Source organism: Campylobacter gracilis (assembly GCF_001190745.1).
GTDB lineage: Bacteria > Campylobacterota > Campylobacteria > Campylobacterales > Campylobacteraceae > Campylobacter_B > Campylobacter_B gracilis.
The window spans coordinates 1,416,040-1,437,930 of the sequence record NZ_CP012196.1; the positions used below are offsets into that span (position 1 = coordinate 1,416,040).

Below are 21,891 nucleotides of genomic sequence, written 5' to 3' on the forward strand. Positions count from 1 at the left end.
ATTCTAAAATTTCTAGGCGCGGAATTTCAGAATTCTAAATTTTAACTCTGCGGAATTTGTCGGTAAATTTACGAACGAAATTATATGTTCCTCCGAGGAACGCGCCGTTTGCCTACAGTGCAAAAGCGGAACGATAGTAAGAATTCTATGGCATAAAACCCGCGTAAAATTCCAAGTAGACGGCGCGGAATTCCGATAAATTTTAAAAACGGCGCGGGATCTTATAAAATTTCACTAGAGCTCAAAAAAAGCGGCAAAGCCCTAGCTTAAATTTTCCCGCCGAACATCTCATACATCGCCTTTTCCTCACCCCAAAGCTCGCGGTGCTTTTTGATGCAGGATTTTATCGCACCCGTGAGATAGCGCACGTCGCGCTCGGTGTGCGTGTAGTGCAGGCTCACGCGCACGAAGCCAGGCTTACTTTCTGGCATGCGCCCCTCCTTGATACCCAGCAGATCGTGAGCGTACGGGCCCGCGCACATTACGCCGGCGCGCGTCTGGATACCATAGTCGTTGCTAAGGCTCGCGGCGAAATCATACGCCGAGACGCCGCGCACGTTAAAAGAAATTATCGGCAGCCGCGGCGCGCCCTTTGGAGCGTAGTTTATGATCTCGTCTATGCCTGCTAGCTCGCTCTCAAAAAGCCCCGCGAGCTCGTCCTCGGCGCTTTTTATTTGCTCAAAACCCACCTCGTTTCGCAGCGCGTAGGCTAAATTTGCCCGCATGAGCCCGATAATAGGCGGCGTACCGCCCTCCTCTAGCTGCTCGGGGTTTTTCAAAAACACGTGCCCTTCGCGGCTGGCGTAGGCGACCGTCCCGCCCGCGGCAAATGTCGGCACGTCGCTATTTAGAAGCTGCTTTTTGATTGCCAAAAGCCCGCAGCTAGCAGGCCCTCCTAATAGCTTATGCGGCGAGAGGAAAATCGCGTCAAAATGGTCGCAGTCTAAATTTGCGTGCGAGCTAAGTGCCGCACAGTCAAAGGCAACGATGCCGCCCGCAGCTCTGATTAGTTCGCTGATCTTTTTGTAGTCACTGATGACGCCCGTGACGTTTGAGGCGGCGCTAAACGAACCGATAATGCGGCGTCCGGCGTTTAGCTTCAAGATACGCTCAAGCGCGAGCAGATCGATCTCGCCCGATTCGCTAAGTGGCACGCGCAGGTAGTCGCAAAGCCCCTCGCGAAAGCTAAGCTCGTTTGAGTGGTGTTCGTAGGGCGAAACGAGCACGAGCGGAAGCTGCGCTGCGCGTAGATTTGCCTCGCCGATCGCGCCTCTGGTCGCAGGCGGCAGGTAAATGCCGAGCAGCTCTTGAAATTTCTTGATCGCGGCCGTCGCGCCCTGCCCGCAGGCGATGAGATAAAACCGCTCGTCAAGCCCAAGTAGCTTTTTTAGGCTCTCGCGTGCGCCCTCGTAGCGTCGCTGCGTGATGATGGCACTGGAGCTACTGTCGGAGTGGGTGTTGGCGTAGGTTTTTAAAATTTCGCCTATCTCGCGCTCTACGGGCTCATAAGCAAGCCCCGAAGCGGTGTAGTCAAAATAATGCACGCCCGGTTTTAGGATGATATTTTTTCGAATTTCGTCTAAGCTTAGCATTCGCAGCCTTTAAAATTGAAGTGATTAATTATAGTGAAATTTGGATTAATTTAAGGCTTTGCAGCCTCGCAGGGAGAAATTTAATGAAAATTTAGAAAAGCTTTGCCCACTATATCACTTAATTTCTGATGCTATATAGTTTTACTCCTTCAAATTTATTGATTACTATCTAGTTTTTTAGCCGCTTCTTGTCTTAGAATTTCGGCATAATCTTTTATATCTATTTTCTCGCCGTTATGTAGAATTTTCACTTTCGCTTTCTCTAGCATTTCCTCAAAATTTAAATATTTAAAAAATGTCTCAATATCGAATGCCTCGGTACTATTTTTATCTTTAAGGCTGCTTTTTTGCAAAATCTCTTCATCGCTCAGCCCATTGCCGCAAAGAGCTTTATATCTATCTATTTTCATATTATAGAAATTTAATATTTTAATATCCGGTTCTAGCTTAGTACATTTTTTATCATTTGGCATATAACCGAAAAATTTTATAAAATCTTTTTCTTTCCAGTATCTATCCGTTCCTTTATCTTTTTCTTCGTTATTTTTAACTTCCCATCTGCCTCGAAGAGCCCAATCGTATGATTCTAAGATCTTTTCTCCATAGCAGTAATCGTTCATATGATTTATGTAAGACTCCTTCTCTTTTATAGACATGGCTGTATTATTCAGACAATTGTTGCGAGCTACAATAAAGTCATCTTTATCAGGCAAGCCATCTATATTATGTTTTATTAATAATTTTAATTTATCTTTATACATCATATCCCGCGGAAGAAAAGTATAAATAGATCTTTTAAATATTTCTTTTCGCTGAAATGGAATGCTGCTATTACTTAAATAATACAAAGGACCTTCATATGCTTTCGGTTTCATACCTTTTTGTAGCATCATATCGGCAATTTCTATAAGGTTACTATATATTGCATAGTTTAATGGATAAACAGGGTCTTTTGAGTGATTGTGATTGATTAAACACTCGGTACGTAATTTTATATCTATATTGTTGCCAACTATGATTTCGGTATCGTCAGAATATCTAGGGCAAACTATATAGCCCTGCACCATTTTGACCTCTTCAAATTTAACCCCGTTGTCTAAAAGCAGTCTTACCGTTTTAGTAGCATTATTTTCTATCGCATAAGCCATAGCGGATAGCTTGTATTCGTCTTTTTTGTGTATATCCGCACCTAGCTTTATAAGCTCTTGAGTAGTATTTGTATCATCCCAAAAGCTAGAATACATCACGGGCGTTACCCCTCCGTGCATAGTATGATCGACGGTTAGATTGTTATCTTTCATAAATTTTAAAATTTTATCCGTTTGCTTGCTTTTTAAAAGCCTTTTTAGTTCTACGTCTATGGCAGGTTCTTTAAATGCGTTTTTTGGATTTGAATTGTAATCTATATCCCAGTAGCGAAATGCGAAGCTATCGACCTCTTCTTGGGTTACGTATTTGCTAAGGCCCGGTACTTTTGAGACATTTGTATCTGAAGTAACGGTAAAATGAGTTTGTTTGCGCTCCACAAGACCCGATCTTTCGGCTAATAGATACAGCGCGCATGCGACCACCACGCAGATAGCGTAAATAAACCGAAGTTTAAAGCTTTTCAAAATTTCCCCTTAGAATTTTGCCCGCGACTATACCCAATGAGTACTTAATAAAATATAAATACTATATAGGCATGATAAGCAAAACTGACCGAAAAATGCCGTTAGGTCGGGTTTAAATGATGAAATTTTTCGAGTAAATTTGGCGAACGAATGTCGTCGTAGACCTTATTTGTGTAGCTATATCCTCTATTCACACACTACGCTAGGCTCTATATCCGAGGCTCGTTCGCCGTAAATTTTACCGCAACATATTTGCGTAAGCTCTTCTTGAAAGCGCAAACCTGAAAATCATCGTCGTGCTAATGAGCGGCGAGCCGCTACCGTATAACAAAAAGCGTTGTTTTGCGGATTCGTTCGCAAGCTGCTAGCGCGACTATGAAGTGCGCTTTGCGGCTATTTGCCGATAAAATTTTTCTGCAGCCACTCCATCGCTTTTTCTTCGCTTTCAAATCTCCCGCTTTTGGCGACTTGAAACTGCCCCTCATAGAAGCGAATTCTGATACCGTCCTGGACGCTATCTACCTTGATGCGCGTGATCCTGTCTTTGTTTAGATAGGTTCGGTCGTTTAGTTTTACAAACATCGTTCTCTCCTTTAAATTTAATGGTTTTTATCTGCCGCTTTACTTGCGTCTTTCTCGCCCTCTTTTTTCAAAAAAAGCTCCTTAAAGCGCTCGTTTGCGTAGTTTTCTATATCGCTTTGCAGCTGCTTATATGCGGCGATCAGCTCATAAGCGCGCGCATTTAGCGTCGTGCCTGCGGCATTGCCGCCGCCTTGCTTGGTGCTAAAGAGCTCCTCTTGCAGATTTTTTTGTAAAATTTGCAGATGGCTCCAGCACTTTTTGTAATTCATCCCCAAAACCTCGGCAGCCTTAGAGATAGAGCCCGTTTGAGCGATCACATCTAGCACTTCGGTTTTGCCCTTGCCGAAAATGAGCTCGCCCTGCGCATTTTCGATCCAAGTTTTTGTTTTTACCCTCATTCTTTTGCCTTTCTTCTCCTTAAAGCAGCCCAGCTGACAATATTTCACGTCTATGGCGTGCTCCTTAAGCGTAGAGCGCACGGTATCGAACCCCACTCCGCCGCTAGCTACGGCGCGGGCGTCGCGGCAAAAAATCCGCCTTTTCTCATCCAAAAATGGATCTAGCTTTTTCAGGGCCTTTATACTGCCTCCGCTACATTGCAGCTTGCCGAACTGTCCGAGTTCGCAACGATCTATCCGTATCCCTTCGCGCGCCGCGAGATCTCCTACGACGCTCGCATCCACGCCTAATTTGGCGGCGATCTTAAACGCCGCGCCGCAATCGAGCTTGCCGCTTGGATTTAGTAAATTTAAAATCAGCCTTTTGATTTCGCTTACTTTTTTATCGTCTATCTTGATATCTATCTCCATGCCGCCTTCTTAACTCAAAATTCTCTCTTCGCCGCTATAGACGTTTAAATTTTCGCCGCGCGCGAAGCCGCAAAGGGTAAGATCAAATTTACGCGCGATCACGACGCCGAGGCTCGTAGGAGCCGTACGCGAAACAAGCGCGCTAACGCCGCTCATTACGGCTTTGGCGACCATTTCGGAGCTTAGCCTGCCGCTTACTAAAAGAAGCGAGCCCTGCGTATCGTGCCCCGCCAAGACCGCCTTTCCGACCGATTTATCGATGGTATTGTGCTGGGCGATATCCTCGCCGATAAAATACTCGCCGCTCGCGGTAAAGAGCTTTGCGGTATGCACGCAGCCGGTCATCTCGTAAAGCTCGCACTGCGTGTAAAACTCGCTCATCAAATTTAAAATTTCATTCTTATGAAATTTAGCGTCCGAGCGGACTTTACGCGCCGCCATCGCCTCTGGATCGATATTTGCGGTAGAGCTGCGCCCACAGCCGCTGATGATGACCTTTTCGGCATCGAAGCTATTTAGCCGTTTTTCGTTTATCTCGCCGCATACATTCACGCTAAGTCCGTCAGGCGCGAGCTCGATGCCTCTTATGCCGCTTGGATCCGAGATTAAATTTTCGCTCAGCAAATAGCCTACCGCAAGCGCCTTTAAATCGCTCGGAGTCGCCATCAGCGCGCCGAAACGCTTGCCGTTTAGTAAAATTTCAAGTTTGATCTCACGAACCAAGATATCGTTTATGATCCTTCTTTCATCCCCTTTAAATTTAACTATCTCCGCCCTATAAATCGGCTCCATAGACCTTCCTTATTTTAATTTCGCCGATATCGTAGTGAAATTTTGCTTAAATAGCCTTAATTCGCCGAAGCGGCGTGCGTAAATTTAGAACGCTCGCAGTTTTGTATTTAAAAAATCGCGTGGAAAATCCACGAGCCGCTCGCACCGCTAGCACAAGCGGCCATGAAACGCCCGCAAAGATAAAATTTCATCAAAATTTTGCAGCTGCCAGCAACCGCGATTAAATTTCATCTTTGCAAAGCGGGCGGAGTTTACCGCCCAAACTACCTATGCACCGGCGATAGATAAGGTTTCTCGGAGTGCATCGACATCTCGTTTTGTCTTCTGAACTCGATAAACTCGCTCTCGCTAAGCTTTCTGATATTTGCGATCGTCATCTTTAGCGGCGGGATGCCAGATAGCGGATCCAGATCGCCCGCATGCACGAGCTCGTTGCCGTCGGCCTCGCTGTAATGGAAGGTCGTAAAGATCGTGCCCTCTTTCAGATCCGGATTTATGCGAAGCTTCGCGGCGATCTGACCGCGCTTATTTTTAACGAGCGCATAGCAGCCTTCGGTAAGCTCGCGTTCGCGTGCGATGTCAGGGCTTACCTCGATGAGCGCGCCTTCTGCGCCCGCACCGTACTCTAGCGCGCGGCACTCTCTCGTCATCGTGCCAGTGTGGTAGTGATAAACCTTGCGCCCGGTCGTAAATAAGCACGGATAAATTTCATCCGGAATCTCGCTAAGCGCGCCGCTTCCCACCGGATAATCATCAGGAATCTTCATCTTGGCTCTGAAATCCGCCTCAGCTTTAGCGCGCCCCTCTTTATCATCCACGTAAAGCACCGGCACCATTCTAAATTTACCGTCAGGCAGCATCGATTTATGATCTGCGTAAAGAACCGGTGTGCCCGGATGATCTTCGTCGGGGCACGGCCAGCTTATGCCGCCTAGCTTATCTAGCCTATAGTAGCTAATACCGCCGAAAAATTTAGGCATTAATGCACGCACTTCGTTCCAAATTTCTTCCGCACTTAAAAAATCAAACCCTTCAAGTCCCATTCTTTGTGCGATATTGCAAACGACCTTCCAATCAGGCTCTACGCCAGGAGCCGGCTCGCTTGCCTTGCGCGTGCGCTGGACGCGGCGGGAAGTGTTTAAAAAGGTGCCATCCTTCTCGCCCCAGCCGGCAGCAGGTAGTACGACGTCGGCCTTCTGTGCGCTCTCGGTGAAGAAAAGATCCTGCACGATAAAGCAATCCAGATGATGCGTTGCATGCACGAAGTGTTCCGTCCAAGGATCGCTCATTACGGGATTTTCACCGTAAACGTAGAGTAGCTTCAGCTCGCCGCTATCCATCTTATCGGGAGCAATCGTAAGCTTAAAGCCCGGAGTTGGATTTAGCTCAAAGTGCCATACTCTGCGCGCCTGCTCCTGAGCATAAGCGGAATTTACCGCACCTGCCGGGATGACGTTAGGTAGCGCGCCCATATCGCATGCGCCCTGGACGTTATTTTGACCTCGCAAAGGATTTACGCCTGCGCCTCGTTTGCCTAAATTTCCAGTCAAAATGGCTAAATTTGAAAGCGAAAATACGTTTGACGTACCGTCGCTAAACTGCGTGATACCCATCGTGTAGCAGATCGCCGCTGCGCCTGCTTTAGCATACATTCTAGCAGCTTCGATTACGAGCTCTTTTTTCACGCCGGTCTCGCGCTCGAAGCGCTCAGGAGTAAAGTCCTTAACCGCTTCTTTTAGATACTCGTAGCCGTGAGCATAGTTTTTGATAAACTCGTCATCTTGCAAATTTTCGGCAATGATAACATTCATAATGGTATTTAGCGTCTTAATGTTCGCGCCCACTGGGATTTGCAGATAGATATCGGCTTTTTTCGCCATATCTGTGCGCTTTGGATCTACGACGATCATCTTTGCGCCGCGCTGAAGTCCGCGCTGCATCTGCATAGCGATGATCGGGTGGCACTCGCTCGTGTTGGTACCGATGAGTAAAAATACGTCCGTATCGGTAGCGAACTCTACCAAATCGTTCGTCATCGTTCCGTTTCCTAGCGTGTTGGCAAGACCTGCCACTGTAGGAGCGTGTCAAAGACGGGCGCAGTGATCGACGTTGTTGCTACCCTGAGCTCGGAAAAATTTCTGAAAAACGTAGTTGTCTTCGTTATTCGAGCGCGCAGAGCTAAAGCCCATTATTGAGCTTGGGCCATATTTAGCGACGGTCTCTTTAAATTTAGACGCTACAAAATCATAAGCCTCTTCAAAGCTTACCTCCTCAAGCTTACCGCTTCTATCAAATACTCCGTTTTTCTTACGGATCATAGGTTTGGCAAGGCGTTTTGGAGAGTTTACAAACTCCCAGCCGAACATCCCTTTTAAGCATAGCTCGCCGTCATTTACGTGGTGGGCCTGCGTAGGGCGCGCGTTTACGATCCTGCCGTCTTTTACGATAAGATCGATACCACAGCCGGTGCCGCAGTAAGGACAAGTCGTTTTGACAATCTTTTCTCTGGACTGCATAATACTCCTTTCAAGAATTTTGGTTTGCACGGCTATTATACTTTCTAGATTATAAAAGAATTTTTAAATTAGTGAATTTTTTTAAGCAAAATTTAAGCAATATGCAAATATCGCATATTAAATTGAATAGATAAATTTTATGCTTTTGCTTCGATAATGACGGCGTTTTAGCGTAAAATTTATCGCTTATCGCAAAAGACGCTTTTTAAGCTAAGTTTTATAATTTTAATAAAATTTCGAAATTCTATTACGCTCCGTTTTATTTCAAAGCACAATTAAATTTTTATGAAATTTTAATGCTAATTTATCGGTATAATATATTAATTTAATTAAATGAAAATCTATATTAAAATTTATCAAAAACTCGCTATCCTGATAAAATTTGAGCCACTAAATTTAAAATTTATAAAATTATTATCTTATATCTGAAATCTATGTAGAAAAAACTTTGATTTTAATCTAGACTAAGCTGTTTTTTTATGCTATTATTCAAAATCTTAGTAGAAATTAATTCTAAACGAAAGGTTAATCTCATGGATAGACGAGACTTTATAAAAAGCTCTGCAGCAGCGGCTGCCTGTAGCGTTGCGGGCATCAGTTTGCCTAGCAGTCTTAGTGCTGCGGACGAAGCCGAAAAAGGCTGGCGCTGGGACAAGGCAGCCTGTCGCTTCTGCGGCACCGGCTGTGGCATCATGGTAGCCACCAAAGACGGCAAGATCGTAGCGGTCAAAGGCGATCCGTTAGCGCCCGTAAATCGCGGTCTAAACTGTATCAAAGGCTATTTCAACGCCAAGATCATGTACGGCGCCGATCGCATCACCAAGCCTCTTTTACGCGTAAATTCCAAGGGCGAATTCGACAAAAAGGGAAAATTTATCGAGATAAGCTGGCAAAGAGCGTTCGACGAAATGGAGAAGCATTTCAGGCGCGCCTATGACGAAGGCGGTCCCGAGGGCTTTGCCGTACTTGGCAGCGGTCAATACACGATCCCAGAAGGCTACGCCGCAGCAAAGCTAGTAAAGGCGGGCTTTCGCTCTAATAATCTCGATCCTAATGCTCGCCAGTGCATGGCCAGCGCCGTCGTAGGCTTTATGCAAACCTTCGGTATTGACGAGCCTGCGGGCGTTTTCGACGATATCGAGCTAACCGACACCATCATCGCCTGGGGCGCAAATATGGCTGAGATGCACCCGATTCTTTGGTCTCGCGTCTCCGACCACAAGCTTCGCAACCCGGACCGCGTAAAAGTTATAAATCTCTCGACCTACTCTAGCCGCACCTCAAACATCGCCGATATCGAAATCATATTCCGTCCGAATACCGATTTGGCGATATGGAACTACATAGCAAGAGAGATCGTCTACAACCACCCGGATATGATAGATGAGAAATTTATTAAAGAGCACTGTGTGTTCGCTACAGGCCCTGTGGATATCGGCTACGGCTTGCGAGAAGATATAAATCATAAAAAATACCGCAAAACCGAGCTTGACACCGCGGCTAAGCAAAAATCCAAAATTTTAAGCAAATCCGAGGGCGTTACGTTAGCATATCTGGGTATGAAAGAGGGCGACGTACTCGAAAACAAACACTCTGACAAATCGGATGCTCACTGGCTCATAAGCTTCGAAGAATTTAAAAAAGCGCTAGAGCCTTACACGCTAGATTTCGTATCGCCTTTAGCTAAGGGGGACGAAAGTGAGGATTTAGAGGCATTTAAGACCAAGCTAAAGCAGCTGGCAGATTATTACATCGAAAAGAATCGCAAAGTAGTAAGCTTTTGGACGATGGGCTTTAATCAACACTCAAGAGGAACCTGGGTCAATGAGCAAAGCTACATGGTGCATTTCCTTCTTGGCAAGCAAGCCAAACCTGGCTGCGGAGCGTTTTCTCTTACCGGTCAGCCTAGCGCTTGCGGCACGGCTAGAGAGGTGGGCACGTTTTCTCACCGCCTACCTGCTGATATGGTCGTGGCAAATCCGGCTCACAGAAAGGTTTCCGAAAAAATTTGGAAGCTTCCCGAGGGCACGATAAATCCAAAACCGGGTGCGCACTACGTGCAGGCTCTACGCAATCTCGAAGATGACAAGATAAAATGGCTGTGGGTTCAGGTAAATAACCCGTGGCAGCAGATCGCCAACGCAAACCACTGGATCGCCGCGGCGCGCGAGATGGATAACTTCATCGTAGTAAGCGACCCATATCCGGGACTAAGCGCAAAGGTAGCCGATCTAATCCTGCCAACCGCGATGATCTACGAAAAATGGGGCGCATACGGCAATGCCGAGCGCAGAACTCAGTGGTGGAGACAGCAGGTCCTTCCTGTGGGCGACGCGATGAGCGATACGTGGCAGATGCTAGAGTTTTCCAAGCGCTTCAAACTCAAGGATTTCTGGGGCGAGGTTAAAGTAAATGATAAGCTTACGCTTCCAAACGTATTAGATAAAATTTCAGAATTCGGCTATACGCCAGAGACTACACTATTTGAAGTGCTCTTTGCAAACAAAGACGCTCAGGCTTTCGCTGCAAAGGATTCGATTATGGCAAGCTTCGATAACTCCGAAGTAAACGGCGACTCTCGTGGCGTAATTGGCAGCGACGGCAAAGAATTTAAAGGATATGGCTTTTTCATTCAAAAATATCTCTGGGAGGAATACCGAAAATTCGGCACCGGTCACGGACACGACCTAGCTGATTTCGATACATATCACCGAGTGCGTGGTCTTAGGTGGCCGGTCGTAGACGGCAAAGAAACGCTTTGGCGCTTTAACGCTCAATACGATCCTTATGCCAAAAAAGCGGCTCCTGATAGCGACTTCGCCTTCTATGGCAACGCCAAAGCGGCGCTTCCTAGCGGCGATCTGAAATCCGCTACTTCTGGCGAAGAAAAAACAAGCCTTGCCAATAAAGCTAAAATTTTCTTCCGTCCGTATATGGATCCTGTAGAAGTGCCAAGCGAGGAGTATCCTTTCTGGTTATGTACGGGTCGCGTGCTAGAGCACTGGCATACGGGCACTATGACTATGCGCGTGCCAGAGCTTTATCGCGCGGTGCCTGAGGCAAGATGCTATATGAACGAAGCCGACGGCGCCAAAATTGGCGTACAACAAAACGAGATAGTGTGGATCGAGTCGCGCCGCGGCAAGGTAAAAGCGCGCGTAGATTTTCACGGACGTAACATTCCGCCGAAAGGGCTTATTTTCGTGCCGTTTTTTGACGAGAAGGTTTATATCAACCGCGTCACGCTCGATCATACCTGCCCGCTTTCAAAAGAGACCGACTACAAAAAATGCGCGGTTAAAATTTACAAGGCGTAAATTATGGATAGGCGTGAGGTCTTAGGTATTCTTTCTTTAGCTGCGGGCATAGGCGTTCTGGGGCTAGGAGTCGCAAACTCCGGCGAGCATGCTAGACTCCGCCCGCCCGGAGCTATAAGCGAGAAAGAATTTCTTAGCAAATGCCTAAGGTGCGGACTTTGTGTCGAGGCATGCCCCTTTGATACGCTTAAGCTCGCGAGCTTTTGCGATCACGCTATTGCAAACGGCACGCCGTTTTTTATCCCGCGCGAAATTCCATGCTATATGTGCGACGACATACCTTGCGTCGCGGCCTGTCCTAGCGACGCACTAGATAAAAGCCTGGTAAGCGAAGACTCCAAGCTTAATGTGCGTCTATCCAAAATGGGCGTTGCGGTCATAGATACCGAGCATTGCATCGCTTATGCCGGTATTCAATGCGACGCGTGCGTGCGAAGCTGCCCCGTAATGGACAAGGCGCTCAGGATCGATTACCGTCACAACAACCGCACCGAAAAGCACGCCCTACTCGTGCCCGTCGTAGATAGCGACTACTGCACGGGTTGCGGCAAGTGCGAGCATGCCTGCGTCACAAAAAAGGCGGCTATCAGCGTCGTGGAACGCGAGCGCGTCATAGGAATTTCCAGCGATAACTACGTCAAAGGCTGGATCAAGGGCGACGACGCGAAGCTCAAGGACGCAGACACCAAAATCAAGCTCGATTCGCAAAAGAGCAAGGACTACTTAAACGAGGACGATCTAATGGAAGGGGCTAGGCAATGAAATATACTATTTTAAGGCGTTTAAGCCAAATTTCTATTCTAGTCCTTTTTATTTTAGGAAATAATTTCGACTTCAAAGCCGCGAGCGAAAACGGAATTTTATCCGGAATTTTAAAGGGCAATCTAAGCTCGTCGAAACTTTTGGGCACGATTAATCTAAGCGATCCGTTTGCGACGGCGCAGATGCTGCTAGCTAGCTTTTCTTTGGGCGCTACGGCGGTTATCGGAGCGGTTATCGTAGGCGCATTTTATGCGCTCATAGCGCCGCGAGCATATTGCTCATGGGTCTGCCCGATAAATTTACTGACCGATCTTGCCGCCTGGCTTCGTAAAAGACTTGCCATAACGACTAGGATCGTTAGCGTAAACCGCAAGGCTCGCTACGTTCTAGCGGCACTGGCGCTCATTTGCAGCGGAGCTTTCGGCTTTGCGGCGTTTGAGAGCGTAAGCTTTATCTCGCTTTTCGCGCGCGCTGTCATATCGCTGAGTGCGAGTGCGTTTGCAATCGCGCTGCTGATCGTAGTTTTTGAAATTTTCGCAGGCGATCGCACGATCTGTTCGCGGCTATGCCCGCTCGGCGGATTTTGGGCGGTGCTTAGCTATTTTAGCATCATTCGCGTTCGCCACGAGATTGATAAATGCACGATGTGCGGCAAATGCAAAATGGTCTGCCCCGAAGTTCAGGTGCTTAAGATGGTTGGGCGCGAAAACGGGCGCGTTAGCAGCGAGTGCATCAGCTGCGGGCGCTGCATCGACGTATGCGACGACGATGCGTTAAATTTTAGTATATTAGGAGTAAAAAAATGAAAAAAATGGTTTTAGGCTTGGCTCTTGCATGCTGTGCGGCGCTATTTGCCGCGGACAAGACGGCTTCTATAGACGCCGACAGCTTGGGCTTTATAAAAAGCGTGGACGAATCGGCGCAAAATAAAAATTCCCTGCCCGATTTCAAATATAGCGAGGACGCTCCGGGCGCCGCTTCGAAAATCGAGCGCAGCTTCGAAAACGCTCCGCCGCTCATACCGCACAGCCTAGAGGGGCTTGTACCGATCACAAAGGATAACAATATGTGCATAACCTGCCATATGCCCGATGTCGCTAAGGATGTAGGTTCTACGCCGATCCCAAAAAGCCACTTGGTGGACTTTCGCACAGGCGCGGATCTAAACGGCACGCTAGCCGAGCAGCGCTTCAACTGCACGCAATGCCATGTACCGCAAGCCCAAACCAATCCGCTAGTGAAAAATAATTTTAAGGCTGATTTTAGCAGGTTTAGCGACGCAAATTCCACTTCTAATCTCATAGATACGCTAAATCAAGGCGCCGAGGTTGAGTAGGAGCGCGCGATGAAATTTTTACCACCGCTGCTACTTTGCGCCTGCTTCATCTATGCCGGCAACGGCGTCGCGGCACCTAGCGGTGCTGTGGGCATAGATGCGCCTGCAAAGATCAAACACGCTAGATTCATACTAGAGCTTGACGCAAATGTCGCGGTGCTAAAAAATCTAGACGGCGAAATTTACGCAGGGCTTGACAACGGCAAGCTCTATAAAATCACCATTAACTCCGCGGAGAATTCCGCGCGAAATTCTGCAACCGGTCAAAATTTTGCAGATCAAAATTCCGATGCGGCGCAGAATTTCAATGCTAAAGCAAGCGTAAATTCCACGGGAAATTCCACCGCAAATTCCGCTGCCGTAAATTCTTTAGCAAATTCCGCGAAGCAAAATTCTGCCGAAAATTCTACGACATTAAATTCTGCCTCTAATTTCGCCTCGGGCGCAATATCCAAGACGCTAATTTTCGCCCTGCCCTCGTCCAAAAATTACCTAGACGAGCCGATGGGCGCTACCATATTCGACGTCGATAAACTAGGCGAAAAATACGCATTTTTATATAACGGCGACGCGTTTGAAAAGATGCTGGGCATATTTGCGGGCGGCAAGATCACGCATTATAAGCTACCGATGACGGGGATTAAAAATGTCTATTTCTACGACGAAAATACCGTGATTTTGCTAGGTCTTGGTAGCGAAATTTTATACTTCGACCTACCTAGCGGCAAGGTAAGCTTCGAGCAAAAGCTTACCATCGCATCTTTGGGCGGCAGCGCTTACGACCGCGCTAGCGGGACGCTGCTAATCTCGTGCGAGGGCGGCATCGTGTTTTATTTCGACGCGAAAGCGAAAAAACTTATGAGCCAAAAGTCCTTGCACAAGGACGGGATCTACTCCGTGGCGCTACTTGGCGATCGTATGATGAGCGGCTCGAACGATAAAGAAAGATCGTGCTACTACGAAAACGGCGATTTCGCTAAATTTTATAACGCCCGTTTTGCAGTTTTTGCCGTGGCGCTAAGCCCCGAGCTGGGCGCTTTTACCGTTGGTAACGGCGTGCGCGTAATCGATAAAGCAGGCGAGATCGTCCGCAGCATCGAGCTAGATAACGATATCATCAACTATCTGCTTTTCGAAGGAGATTATCTCGTGGGCTCGGGGTACAATAGATATATCTACTTTTGGGAGCTAAAATGAATATTTCAAGCGTCGTGATCTATCTGGACGCAAATACCGACGTAGCGGCGTTTCGCAAGCAGCTGCAAAGTATCGACGGCTGCGAGTTTGTAGCATGTGAGGACGGCAAGGCAGTAGCCACGATTAGCGCGGAGAGCTTCGAGGACGAGATCGCCGCATTTCGCGCGATAGAAGCCATAGAAGGCGTAAGCGAGGCGATGATGATCTACTCATACTCCGATCTGGACGCAGATATCGCCGCGGCAAACTCCGATAACGGCGAGCAGATAATGCGAGAGCTGGACAAAAAAGACCTGAGCCAGATCAAATACGGCGGCAAGGTACGGGTCTAAACCGCCGCCGCCATATTCGCGCTTTTTGTCTAAATTTTATATTTTCGGCGATCTCTGCGTCACTCGGTAAAATTTTTTGTATAAATTTTATCCGCACCCACGAAATTTGAAATTTTTTCTAACTCATCTTTACCGCTTCTAGCCTATTTTTGTATCTCTAGCCCGACGCCGCTTTTGCGCTCCTAGCCGACTTTTATGCTTTTGATCCACCACCTTGCGTTTAGCCATAAATTTAAATCTACAATTAGACTCTATGACGATACGGAATTTTAAAAGCGACGGACGGATTAAATTTATGAAATTTATGTGCAAGACGATGCTTTGCGCCGCATAAAAAAACATGCCGTACCAAAATCAGACGTCGCGACGCCCGTCTGCTTGAGGTGCCGCTATAAAATACGGCTACCTGAGCGCCGACCGCTGGCAGAAACTACTTCCGCGCGCGGCTTGAGATGCGCCGCAGTAAAACATCGAGCTAGCTCGGCCGCCGTCAAACACGCTAAATTTATCGCGCGTATTGCTCTTTAGTATCGCGGCCATTCATTCGGCACACAGGCTTGCGGCACAGATAAGAATTTTTTAAATTTCAAAACAAGAGCATAAATTTTAAAATTCCTAGGCGTAGAAATTCCGCGCCGAAGCTAAATTTTAAAATTTATACTGCGGGCACTCAAAGAGAATTAGCGGTACGCCGAAATTAAAATTTGCCTTTAAATTTAAAGCCTTTAAGCCCGCGCAAGAGCGCGAACGGACAAAAAGCCGCCAGGACATGTTAGGCATTGCGCTTTACGAGCGATATTTTCATAAATTTAAAAATGCCAAGCGGCGCAAGCCTTACTCGAATTCTATCTTTTTTAGATAATCGTATAAATTTAGCACCGCGATAAATAGCGTTAAAATCGCGGGCCCCAAAATCACGCCCCAGAACCCAAACGTGCTGATGCCCGAAAGCATCGAGAAGAAGATCAGCATCTCGTTGATGTTTGCGGGGTTTTCTACTAAGCGCGAGTTGATAAATTTTATCACGAGCGGCTTTACGAAGCTGTCCGCGAGCGTCGAAATTAGTATCACGCAATACGCCATTATCACGATCGCGCCCGAGGTGCTGCCCCCCGCTAGCACGTATAGCGCAGTGGGTACATAGATGAGCGCGCCGCCGACTGCGGGGATGAGCGAGCAGAAGGCAAAAAGCACCCCCATCAGTAGCGCGTCAAAGCCGAAGATCCCCGCGATGATCGAAAACAAAAAGCCCTGCAATACGGCGTTGAAGATGGTCGAATAAAACACGACGCTCATCGTATTTGCCGTCTCGGAAAAGATATAATCGATCTGCGCGGGCTCGACGGGTAGAATTTTTTTGAAAAAGCGCTTGAAGCTCTCGCCGTAGAGGTATGCAAAAAAGCAAAACACGATGATGAGCACCATATCGACGATAAATTTCGCGCTGGATTTCCCGACGACCGAGAGGTAGGAGATGATCTGCTTCGCCACGCCCGCGACGTCTAGGTTTGCCAAAAACGAGCGAAACTGCGTATTAAATTTTTCAAAAGGCCCGGGCAGCCTGATGTCTAGGCTCTGAACGTAGCTAAGCGCGTCGTTTAGGCGCGCCATATCGAAGCTCGCGGCGTTTTTGGCGATCTCGATCACTGCATAGATGAATGGTACGAAAAAAAGCGCGCAGAGTAAAAACAGGCTAAGCACCGAGGCTAGCGTGCGCCTGCCGCGGCACAGCTTGGTTACTTTAGCGTGCAGACCCGAGGTCGCTACCGCCATCAGCACGCCGATTACGATCACCATCAAAAATGGCGAGAACAGATAGATCACACAGCAAAACATCAGCAAGGTTGCGCCGATAAAAAATATCTTGTTCGTTTTCGCGCGCCCGCTAGCCTTGGCAAGACCTGCTTTCACACCCGCAGCAGCTCCTGAAGCGGCAGCGGCGCCTAGCGCGGAAGCATTAGCCGAGAAGGTTTCGTTGGCTTCGGCAGCGTCGCTAAATGCAGCCGCACCGGCAGATGAAGCTTTGTCGGTTTTGACCCGGTTTTTGCTTTTATTTTCGGCGCCGATTTTAGCTCTTTTTTCGGCGGCGGCTTCGATTTTGCCCTCCTCATTATTTACGGTCTGATTTTCGATGAAATTTCGAGCCTCACTTTTGGCGTTATTCTCGGCGTTGTTTTGAGCCACGTTTTCAGCCAGATTTTCGTTGCGGCTTGCGGCGTTGTCTTTTGGCGTCGGCAAATTTTATCCTTTTGAAATTTGATGAGCTATTTTATAAATTTTTTTATCAGATTTCGATTAAATTTTGAAATTTCATAAAATTTACGAGCGGCGTTCTCGTGCATTTTCAACATACAGCGCGCTATACGACATATACACGGATCGTACTTAATTTATGAAAATAGCGCATAGCTCGAACATACATCAAAAACAGATGTGTGCTCCTATGCCGCATTCGAGCCCTGCGCGCATCGCGGCAGGACCCCGTCTTGCGCCGAGCTTTTGGCACAGCTCGGACTATCTCGCGTGGTAATTGGTACGCGCGATACGAACGCGCAGGCTGCGGGCGGCGCGGAAATTTTACTCTGCGGGGGCATAGAGGTGAAATTTGACGTTTGCCATGCCGCGGCGGAGGAGCTTGCGGAGCCGTTTTATCTGGCGCGCGAGGGCGGATTTTGCTTCATTAAAATCAATGTCGCGCTAAATGGCGCGGTGCATGGGCGGATCGGCAGCGAGAAGCAGCGCGCGTTCGTGCACGAGCTGCGTGGCGTGTGCGACTACGTAGGCGTGGGCGGACAGACCGTGCGCGCCGACAGACCGAATTGGATGCTCCAGCCGAACTTTGGCGACAAGTCGTCGACCAATCACATAAAAGAGTAAAAAAAGCGAGCTTGTAGGCGACAAGTGGAGTGCGAGAGCGATTATGACGACGGCTGATGATCTAGAACGTAGGGCGACGAATGCGGACCATTTGCTTTTTTGAAATCAATTTTGCGCTTAAATGAGTCGGTAAATAAATCAAGATCGTAGGCAAACGACAGATTGACGAATAACCGACGCAGTAAGCGTACAGACGACTATACTTCGCTTTCAATGAGCAGAAGGCCTAGCTTATCAATGAGTACGCGAAGGCAGATCATTAAAGCTCACGCAGCAAAACTCTGCGCTTTATTAAAAATTTTAAACCCGCAGATCACTCCTCAAACAGATTTCTCTCCGCGGTCTTTAGCACGCGACCGAGCGCCTCGCGCGCCTTATCGGTTGCGATGCGGCCTTTGGCTGTTTTTTCGATGTAGCCGTTAGCGAGCAGATAGGGCTCGATGACATCCTCGATCGTGCCCTCATCCTCGCTAAGCGCCGCCGCGATCGTGCTAAGCCCCAAGGCACGGTGCTTGGCGTCAAATAAAATTTCCAAATATTTTATATCCATCTCGTCAAAGCCCTGCTCGTCCACGCCCAGCGCTTCAAGCCCTTCGCGCGCGCGATCGTGCGAGATAGCGCCCTCATCGCGCACCTCGGCAAAATCGCGTATGCGGCGCAGTAGCCGTAGCGCAATACGCGGAGTACCGCGGGAGCGACGCGCGATCTCGGCGCTGGCGTCGGCTGCGCTCTCCTTGCCGAGCTTAACCGAAGCGATCTGCACTATCCGCGCAAGCTCGGCGTGCGTGTAAAACTGCAAGCGAAACTGCATGCCGAAGCGATCCCGCAGCGGCGCCGAGATCATGCCCGCGCGCGTCGTGGCGCCGATGAGCGTGAAGTGCGGAATGTCGATCTTGATGGTCTGCGCGGCGGGGCCCGAGCCGATGATGATGTCGAGGCGGAAGTCCTCCATCGCCGAATACAGCACCTCCTCGATCGCGGGGCTTAGGCGGTGGATCTCGTCGATGAAAAGCACGTCGCCGCTTTGCAGGTTCGTTAAAATCGCCGCCAGATCGCCCGCCTTTTCGATCATCGGCGCGGCGGTGACCTTGATGGCGGCGCCCATTTGAGCGGCGATGATGTGCGCTAGCGTGGTTTTGCCAAGCCCCGGCGGCCCGTAGAAAAGCACGTGATCGAGCACGTCGGCGCGCTTTTTTGCCGCGGCGATCGCGATAGCTAGGTTTGATTTGATCTTCTCCTGACCCACGTAATCCTCGAAGCTCGACGGGCGCAGCGAGCTCTCCACGCTTTCATCAAGCTGCATTTTTTCGATCTCTACAATTCTATCCATAATTTCTCTTTAATAGTTTTTAAAATTTTAGCAAGTGTAGCGAAAAATGGCTAAATTTTGACAATTTTTAAGGGACGGATCTTTGCGGGCGGAATAAAATTTGCCGCGCGGAATTTTACGGTACGCGCTTAGGACTGGGGGTAAAAAGCAGAGTACCCGTCGCGAAATACTGCGAAATTTTAGCGCGACGTTTTAAGGCTATGCTCATGCCGCCGCGCCCGCTATGCCTTAGTGCGGAATTTTATTGTGGCGGCTCCTAAACAGCGCGCGGGTCGCTAACTGCGCTAAATTTTACGGGGCAGAATTTTAATGCACATAATTTAAAGTATAAAATTCCGCCTCGCAAAGTCCCGCTGCGCAGCGTGGAATTTTAGCGCGTAAAATGACCGCGGCATGAGGGGCGCACAGAGGCTGCGAGCGGAATTTTAACGCGCAGAATTAAGACCAGCCGCGAAATCCACGAGAGACGGGCCGAACTCGGCGAAATTGTAGCGCGCGGAATAAAAGGGCAAAATTTAGCCGCTAGAAAATATGCGCGGGATTTTGCGATGTGAAATTTCAAGCCCAAGGGTTCGCGACGTGAAATTTGGCGCCCGGAATTTTGCGGCGATTTTGCCTCGTAGGATTTCGATGTTCTATACAAGCCGCCTATAACGGCCGTGAAAAACCGCGAAATTTTGCCTCGCGGAATTTTAATGCAGACTTTGCTTTTGCGGCGGCGAGGCTCTAAATTTTGCGCTTTAAGCTTTGCGGTACGCAGCCGACTAGAATTCTTCTATCTAACGAAGTCGGTTAAAATTTCGCGCGAGGTTTTTTCTTTCGCGACTGCTTGGAATTCGGCGCAGATTGAAAATTTACCGCTAAGCTTAACGCGGGCTCGTGCGATTAAATTTAGCCTCGTCACCTCGCGACGCCTTATCGATCGCTCTCTTTGATCAAGACACTTTTATTATCGTCGTCACTCTTACAAAGCACTCTATAATCTGATATTTCAATTGCATCTAAAAACACTACGCCGTCGCTTTCAAATTTTTTCGAGCAGCCCTTGGCGTGCAGCTTGGCGAGCTTCGGGCTATCTGGGGCATAAAACTCATAGCTATCGGCAAAGTGTTCCATATAGCTATAGGTGATGCTCGCCCAAGGTACTCGGTTATCGCCGCTTCTATTTAGCACGATAGTTCTGGCGTTTATCGCCGCGAGCTTTGATTTTAGCTCCCCGAATGTCTTTTTGTCCCAGCCGATGAGCTTCAATCCCTCGCCGATACCCGGCGCATTATCCCTGAAAATGGAATTTGAATAAAATTTCGTCTCATTGCCGTCCAAATCGATCCAAATATACTCATCTCCGTAAGTGCTTTGTATCGTAACGCGCAAATTTTTAGGGAAGTTGCGACCTGCAAAAGCTAACAGGTCTAGGAATTTCTCGCGATTTTGCTCGTAATTTTGCATCGGCGGGACTTTATCTAGCTCTATTGCGTCGTTATCGACGAAAAAGAATTTAAAATACAAAACTATCGCCAAAATCGGCAGCACCTTTACGCAAAAGAACAAGCCCAGAGCCGCGGCTATGATAATTTTTAAAGCTTTAGCCAAATTTTCTCCTTAAATTTTATAGCCGTTTAGACCTGACGGCTGGTTTATGCCAGAATTCTACGGCTACGTGCGTAAAATTTTAGCACTCGTAGCGTATTTTGGAGCTACGGCTCGGATCATTCATGAAAAGCGCTCTCGCGTTGCAGTCGGCGACAGAAATAGCGCCCGCATGCAGAAGCGCGAAAACTCTCGCGCGACGACGCCCGTATAAAATACCGCGCAGAGTATCCGCCCAAAGCGCCTGCGATCTCTCGCACTAGGTAAAGCGCTCTCAATAGCTCTCGCCGAATAAATTTCAAGCGGTGCGAGCTGTTTACATAGCCTGCGGCGCGAAAACGAAGCGTTAATTTAAGGCAAGCGAGGCTTTATTGCCAAAATTTCGGCGCGTAAATTTTAAAATTTAGCTCAAATCCCGCTATTGCTTGTATTCAAACTCCTCGATCGGGAAGCCCCCCTCTTTGACTTCGCGCGCGTATTCGCGCACCGCGCCTTTTACCAGCTCGGCGCCGTCTAGATAGCGCTTAACGAATTTCGGCCGAAACTCCGTAAAAAATCCACACATATCGCTCCACACGAGCACCTGTCCGTCTATGCCCGCGCCAGCGCCGATGCCGATGACGGGCACGTCGGTGCCGAGCGCTACTTGATTTGCGACCGAGCGGATCGTCCCCTCGACCAGCAGCAGCACCGCACCCGCTTCTGTAAGCGTTCTGGCGTCGCTTAAGACCTCGCGCGCGCCCTCCTCTCCGCGCCCGCTTACCTTATAGCCGCCCATAAAGCGCGAAAACTGCGGCTTAAGCCCGATGTGGCTCATCACGGCGATACCGTTTCGATTAAGCAGCGCCACGGTATCCGCCATATGCGCGCCGCCTTCGATCTTAACGGCGTCACAGCCGGTACTCTCATAGACTTTGGCGCAGTTTTGCAGCGCGAGCTCTGGCGTCGCGCACGAGCAAAACGGCATATCCACGACCATATATGCTCGCTTTAGCCCCCGTCTTACGGCGCGCGCGTGATAAATCATCTGCTCTACGCTCGCGCCCAGGGTCTCGGAGTGCCCGCCGAAGCTCATATTTAGACTGTCGCCTACGAGCACCATATCGACCTCGTCGTCGAAAATTTTAGCAAAAAGCGCGTCATAGGCGGTGATCATCACGATCTTTTCACCCGATTTTTTCATCTCGTATAATTTAGAAAGCGTGATTTTTGACATTTTGACTCCTTTGCTCGGTTAAAATTTCGA

General features: G+C 48.4%; 18 protein-coding genes. 8 read left to right on the forward strand and 10 right to left on the reverse strand.

What is annotated here, in order from left to right; translation table 11 throughout:
* Positions 1–266: 266 nt before the first annotated feature.
* The 6 genes from CGRAC_RS06995 to CGRAC_RS07020 all read right to left on the reverse strand — a co-directional run bounded on the left by CGRAC_RS06995 (position 267) and on the right by CGRAC_RS07020 (position 7,904).
* Positions 267–1,592 carry an aminotransferase class V-fold PLP-dependent enzyme gene (locus CGRAC_RS06995; RefSeq protein ID WP_005869212.1) on the reverse strand — a complete coding sequence of 442 codons (1,326 nt, stop codon included), beginning with the start codon at positions 1,590–1,592 and terminating at the stop codon, positions 267–269.
* 155 nt (positions 1,593–1,747) lie between these two features.
* Positions 1,748–3,205: an ankyrin repeat domain-containing protein gene (locus CGRAC_RS07000; protein WP_005869214.1), complete on the reverse strand. Its 1,458-nt coding sequence runs from the start codon at positions 3,203–3,205 to the stop codon at positions 1,748–1,750.
* Between the two features lie 393 nt (positions 3,206–3,598).
* A complete protein-coding gene (locus CGRAC_RS07005) occupies positions 3,599–3,787 on the reverse strand; it encodes a hypothetical protein (RefSeq protein WP_005869215.1) in 189 nt (62 codons plus the stop codon).
* 17 nt (positions 3,788–3,804) lie between these two features.
* On the reverse strand, positions 3,805–4,596 hold the full coding sequence (locus CGRAC_RS07010) for a winged helix-turn-helix domain-containing protein (RefSeq protein ID WP_005869218.1): 792 nt from the start codon (positions 4,594–4,596) through the stop codon (positions 3,805–3,807).
* Positions 4,597–4,605: 9 nt separating this feature from the next.
* Positions 4,606–5,388: a formate dehydrogenase accessory sulfurtransferase FdhD gene (gene fdhD, locus CGRAC_RS07015; protein WP_005869219.1), complete on the reverse strand. Its 783-nt coding sequence runs from the start codon at positions 5,386–5,388 to the stop codon at positions 4,606–4,608.
* A gap of 263 nt (positions 5,389–5,651) precedes the next feature.
* Positions 5,652–7,904 carry a molybdopterin oxidoreductase family protein gene (locus CGRAC_RS07020; RefSeq protein WP_232501139.1) on the reverse strand — a complete coding sequence of 751 codons (2,253 nt, stop codon included), beginning with the start codon at positions 7,902–7,904 and terminating at the stop codon, positions 5,652–5,654.
* Positions 7,905–8,437: 533 nt separating this feature from the next.
* Between CGRAC_RS07020 and napA the strand changes: the two genes are divergently transcribed.
* The 6 genes from napA to CGRAC_RS07055 are packed head-to-tail and all read left to right on the forward strand — an operon-like array spanning position 8,438 to position 14,848.
* Positions 8,438–11,221, forward strand: coding sequence for a nitrate reductase catalytic subunit NapA (gene napA / locus CGRAC_RS07030; protein ID WP_005869227.1), 2,784 nt, complete (start codon positions 8,438–8,440; stop codon positions 11,219–11,221).
* Between the two features lie 3 nt (positions 11,222–11,224).
* Positions 11,225–11,983: a ferredoxin-type protein NapG gene (gene napG, locus CGRAC_RS07035; RefSeq protein ID WP_005869230.1), complete on the forward strand. Its 759-nt coding sequence runs from the start codon at positions 11,225–11,227 to the stop codon at positions 11,981–11,983.
* Complete coding sequence (gene napH, locus CGRAC_RS07040) at positions 11,980–12,789, forward strand: quinol dehydrogenase ferredoxin subunit NapH (RefSeq protein ID WP_005869232.1); 810 nt, start codon at positions 11,980–11,982, stop codon at positions 12,787–12,789. Before napG ends, napH begins: the two co-directional genes overlap by 4 nt.
* Positions 12,786–13,319, forward strand: coding sequence for a nitrate reductase cytochrome c-type subunit (locus CGRAC_RS07045; RefSeq protein ID WP_005869234.1), 534 nt, complete (start codon positions 12,786–12,788; stop codon positions 13,317–13,319). Before napH ends, CGRAC_RS07045 begins: the two co-directional genes overlap by 4 nt.
* Positions 13,320–13,328: 9 nt before the next feature.
* Positions 13,329–14,516, forward strand: a complete 1,188-nt coding sequence (locus tag CGRAC_RS07050; RefSeq protein ID WP_005869235.1) for a WD40 repeat domain-containing protein — start codon at positions 13,329–13,331, stop codon at positions 14,514–14,516.
* Positions 14,513–14,848, forward strand: a complete 336-nt coding sequence (locus tag CGRAC_RS07055; protein WP_005869237.1) for a chaperone NapD — start codon at positions 14,513–14,515, stop codon at positions 14,846–14,848. The genes CGRAC_RS07050 and CGRAC_RS07055 overlap by 4 nt, the downstream gene beginning before the upstream one ends.
* Positions 14,849–15,682: 834 nt before the next feature.
* Here the strand turns inward: CGRAC_RS07055 and CGRAC_RS07065 are convergent.
* Positions 15,683–17,086, reverse strand: a complete 1,404-nt coding sequence (locus CGRAC_RS07065; protein ID WP_005869243.1) for an AI-2E family transporter — start codon at positions 17,084–17,086, stop codon at positions 15,683–15,685.
* Between the two features lie 195 nt (positions 17,087–17,281).
* On the opposite strand from CGRAC_RS07065, the gene CGRAC_RS07070 reads away from it, so the two are divergent.
* Positions 17,282–17,725, forward strand: a complete 444-nt coding sequence (locus tag CGRAC_RS07070) for a dihydrofolate reductase family protein (RefSeq protein ID WP_005869245.1) — start codon at positions 17,282–17,284, stop codon at positions 17,723–17,725.
* A 313-nt stretch (positions 17,726–18,038) separates the two neighbouring features.
* Here the strand turns inward: CGRAC_RS07070 and ruvB are convergent, their stop codons facing one another.
* Complete coding sequence (ruvB, locus tag CGRAC_RS07075) at positions 18,039–19,055, reverse strand: Holliday junction branch migration DNA helicase RuvB (RefSeq protein WP_005869246.1); 1,017 nt, start codon at positions 19,053–19,055, stop codon at positions 18,039–18,041.
* A 915-nt stretch (positions 19,056–19,970) separates the two neighbouring features.
* Entirely contained in the window at positions 19,971–20,648 is a 678-nt protein-coding gene (locus CGRAC_RS07085; RefSeq protein WP_005869253.1) for a hypothetical protein, read from the reverse strand.
* Between the two features lie 46 nt (positions 20,649–20,694).
* Here CGRAC_RS07085 and CGRAC_RS11945 point away from each other — a divergent pair, with 46 nt between their 5' ends.
* Positions 20,695–20,859, forward strand: coding sequence for a hypothetical protein (locus CGRAC_RS11945; RefSeq protein ID WP_005869256.1), 165 nt, complete (start codon positions 20,695–20,697; stop codon positions 20,857–20,859).
* Positions 20,860–21,063: 204 nt separating this feature from the next.
* On the opposite strand, the gene panB is transcribed toward CGRAC_RS11945, so the two are convergent.
* Positions 21,064–21,861: a 3-methyl-2-oxobutanoate hydroxymethyltransferase gene (gene panB, locus CGRAC_RS07090; RefSeq protein WP_005869258.1), complete on the reverse strand. Its 798-nt coding sequence runs from the start codon at positions 21,859–21,861 to the stop codon at positions 21,064–21,066.
* Positions 21,862–21,891 lie beyond the last annotated feature (30 nt).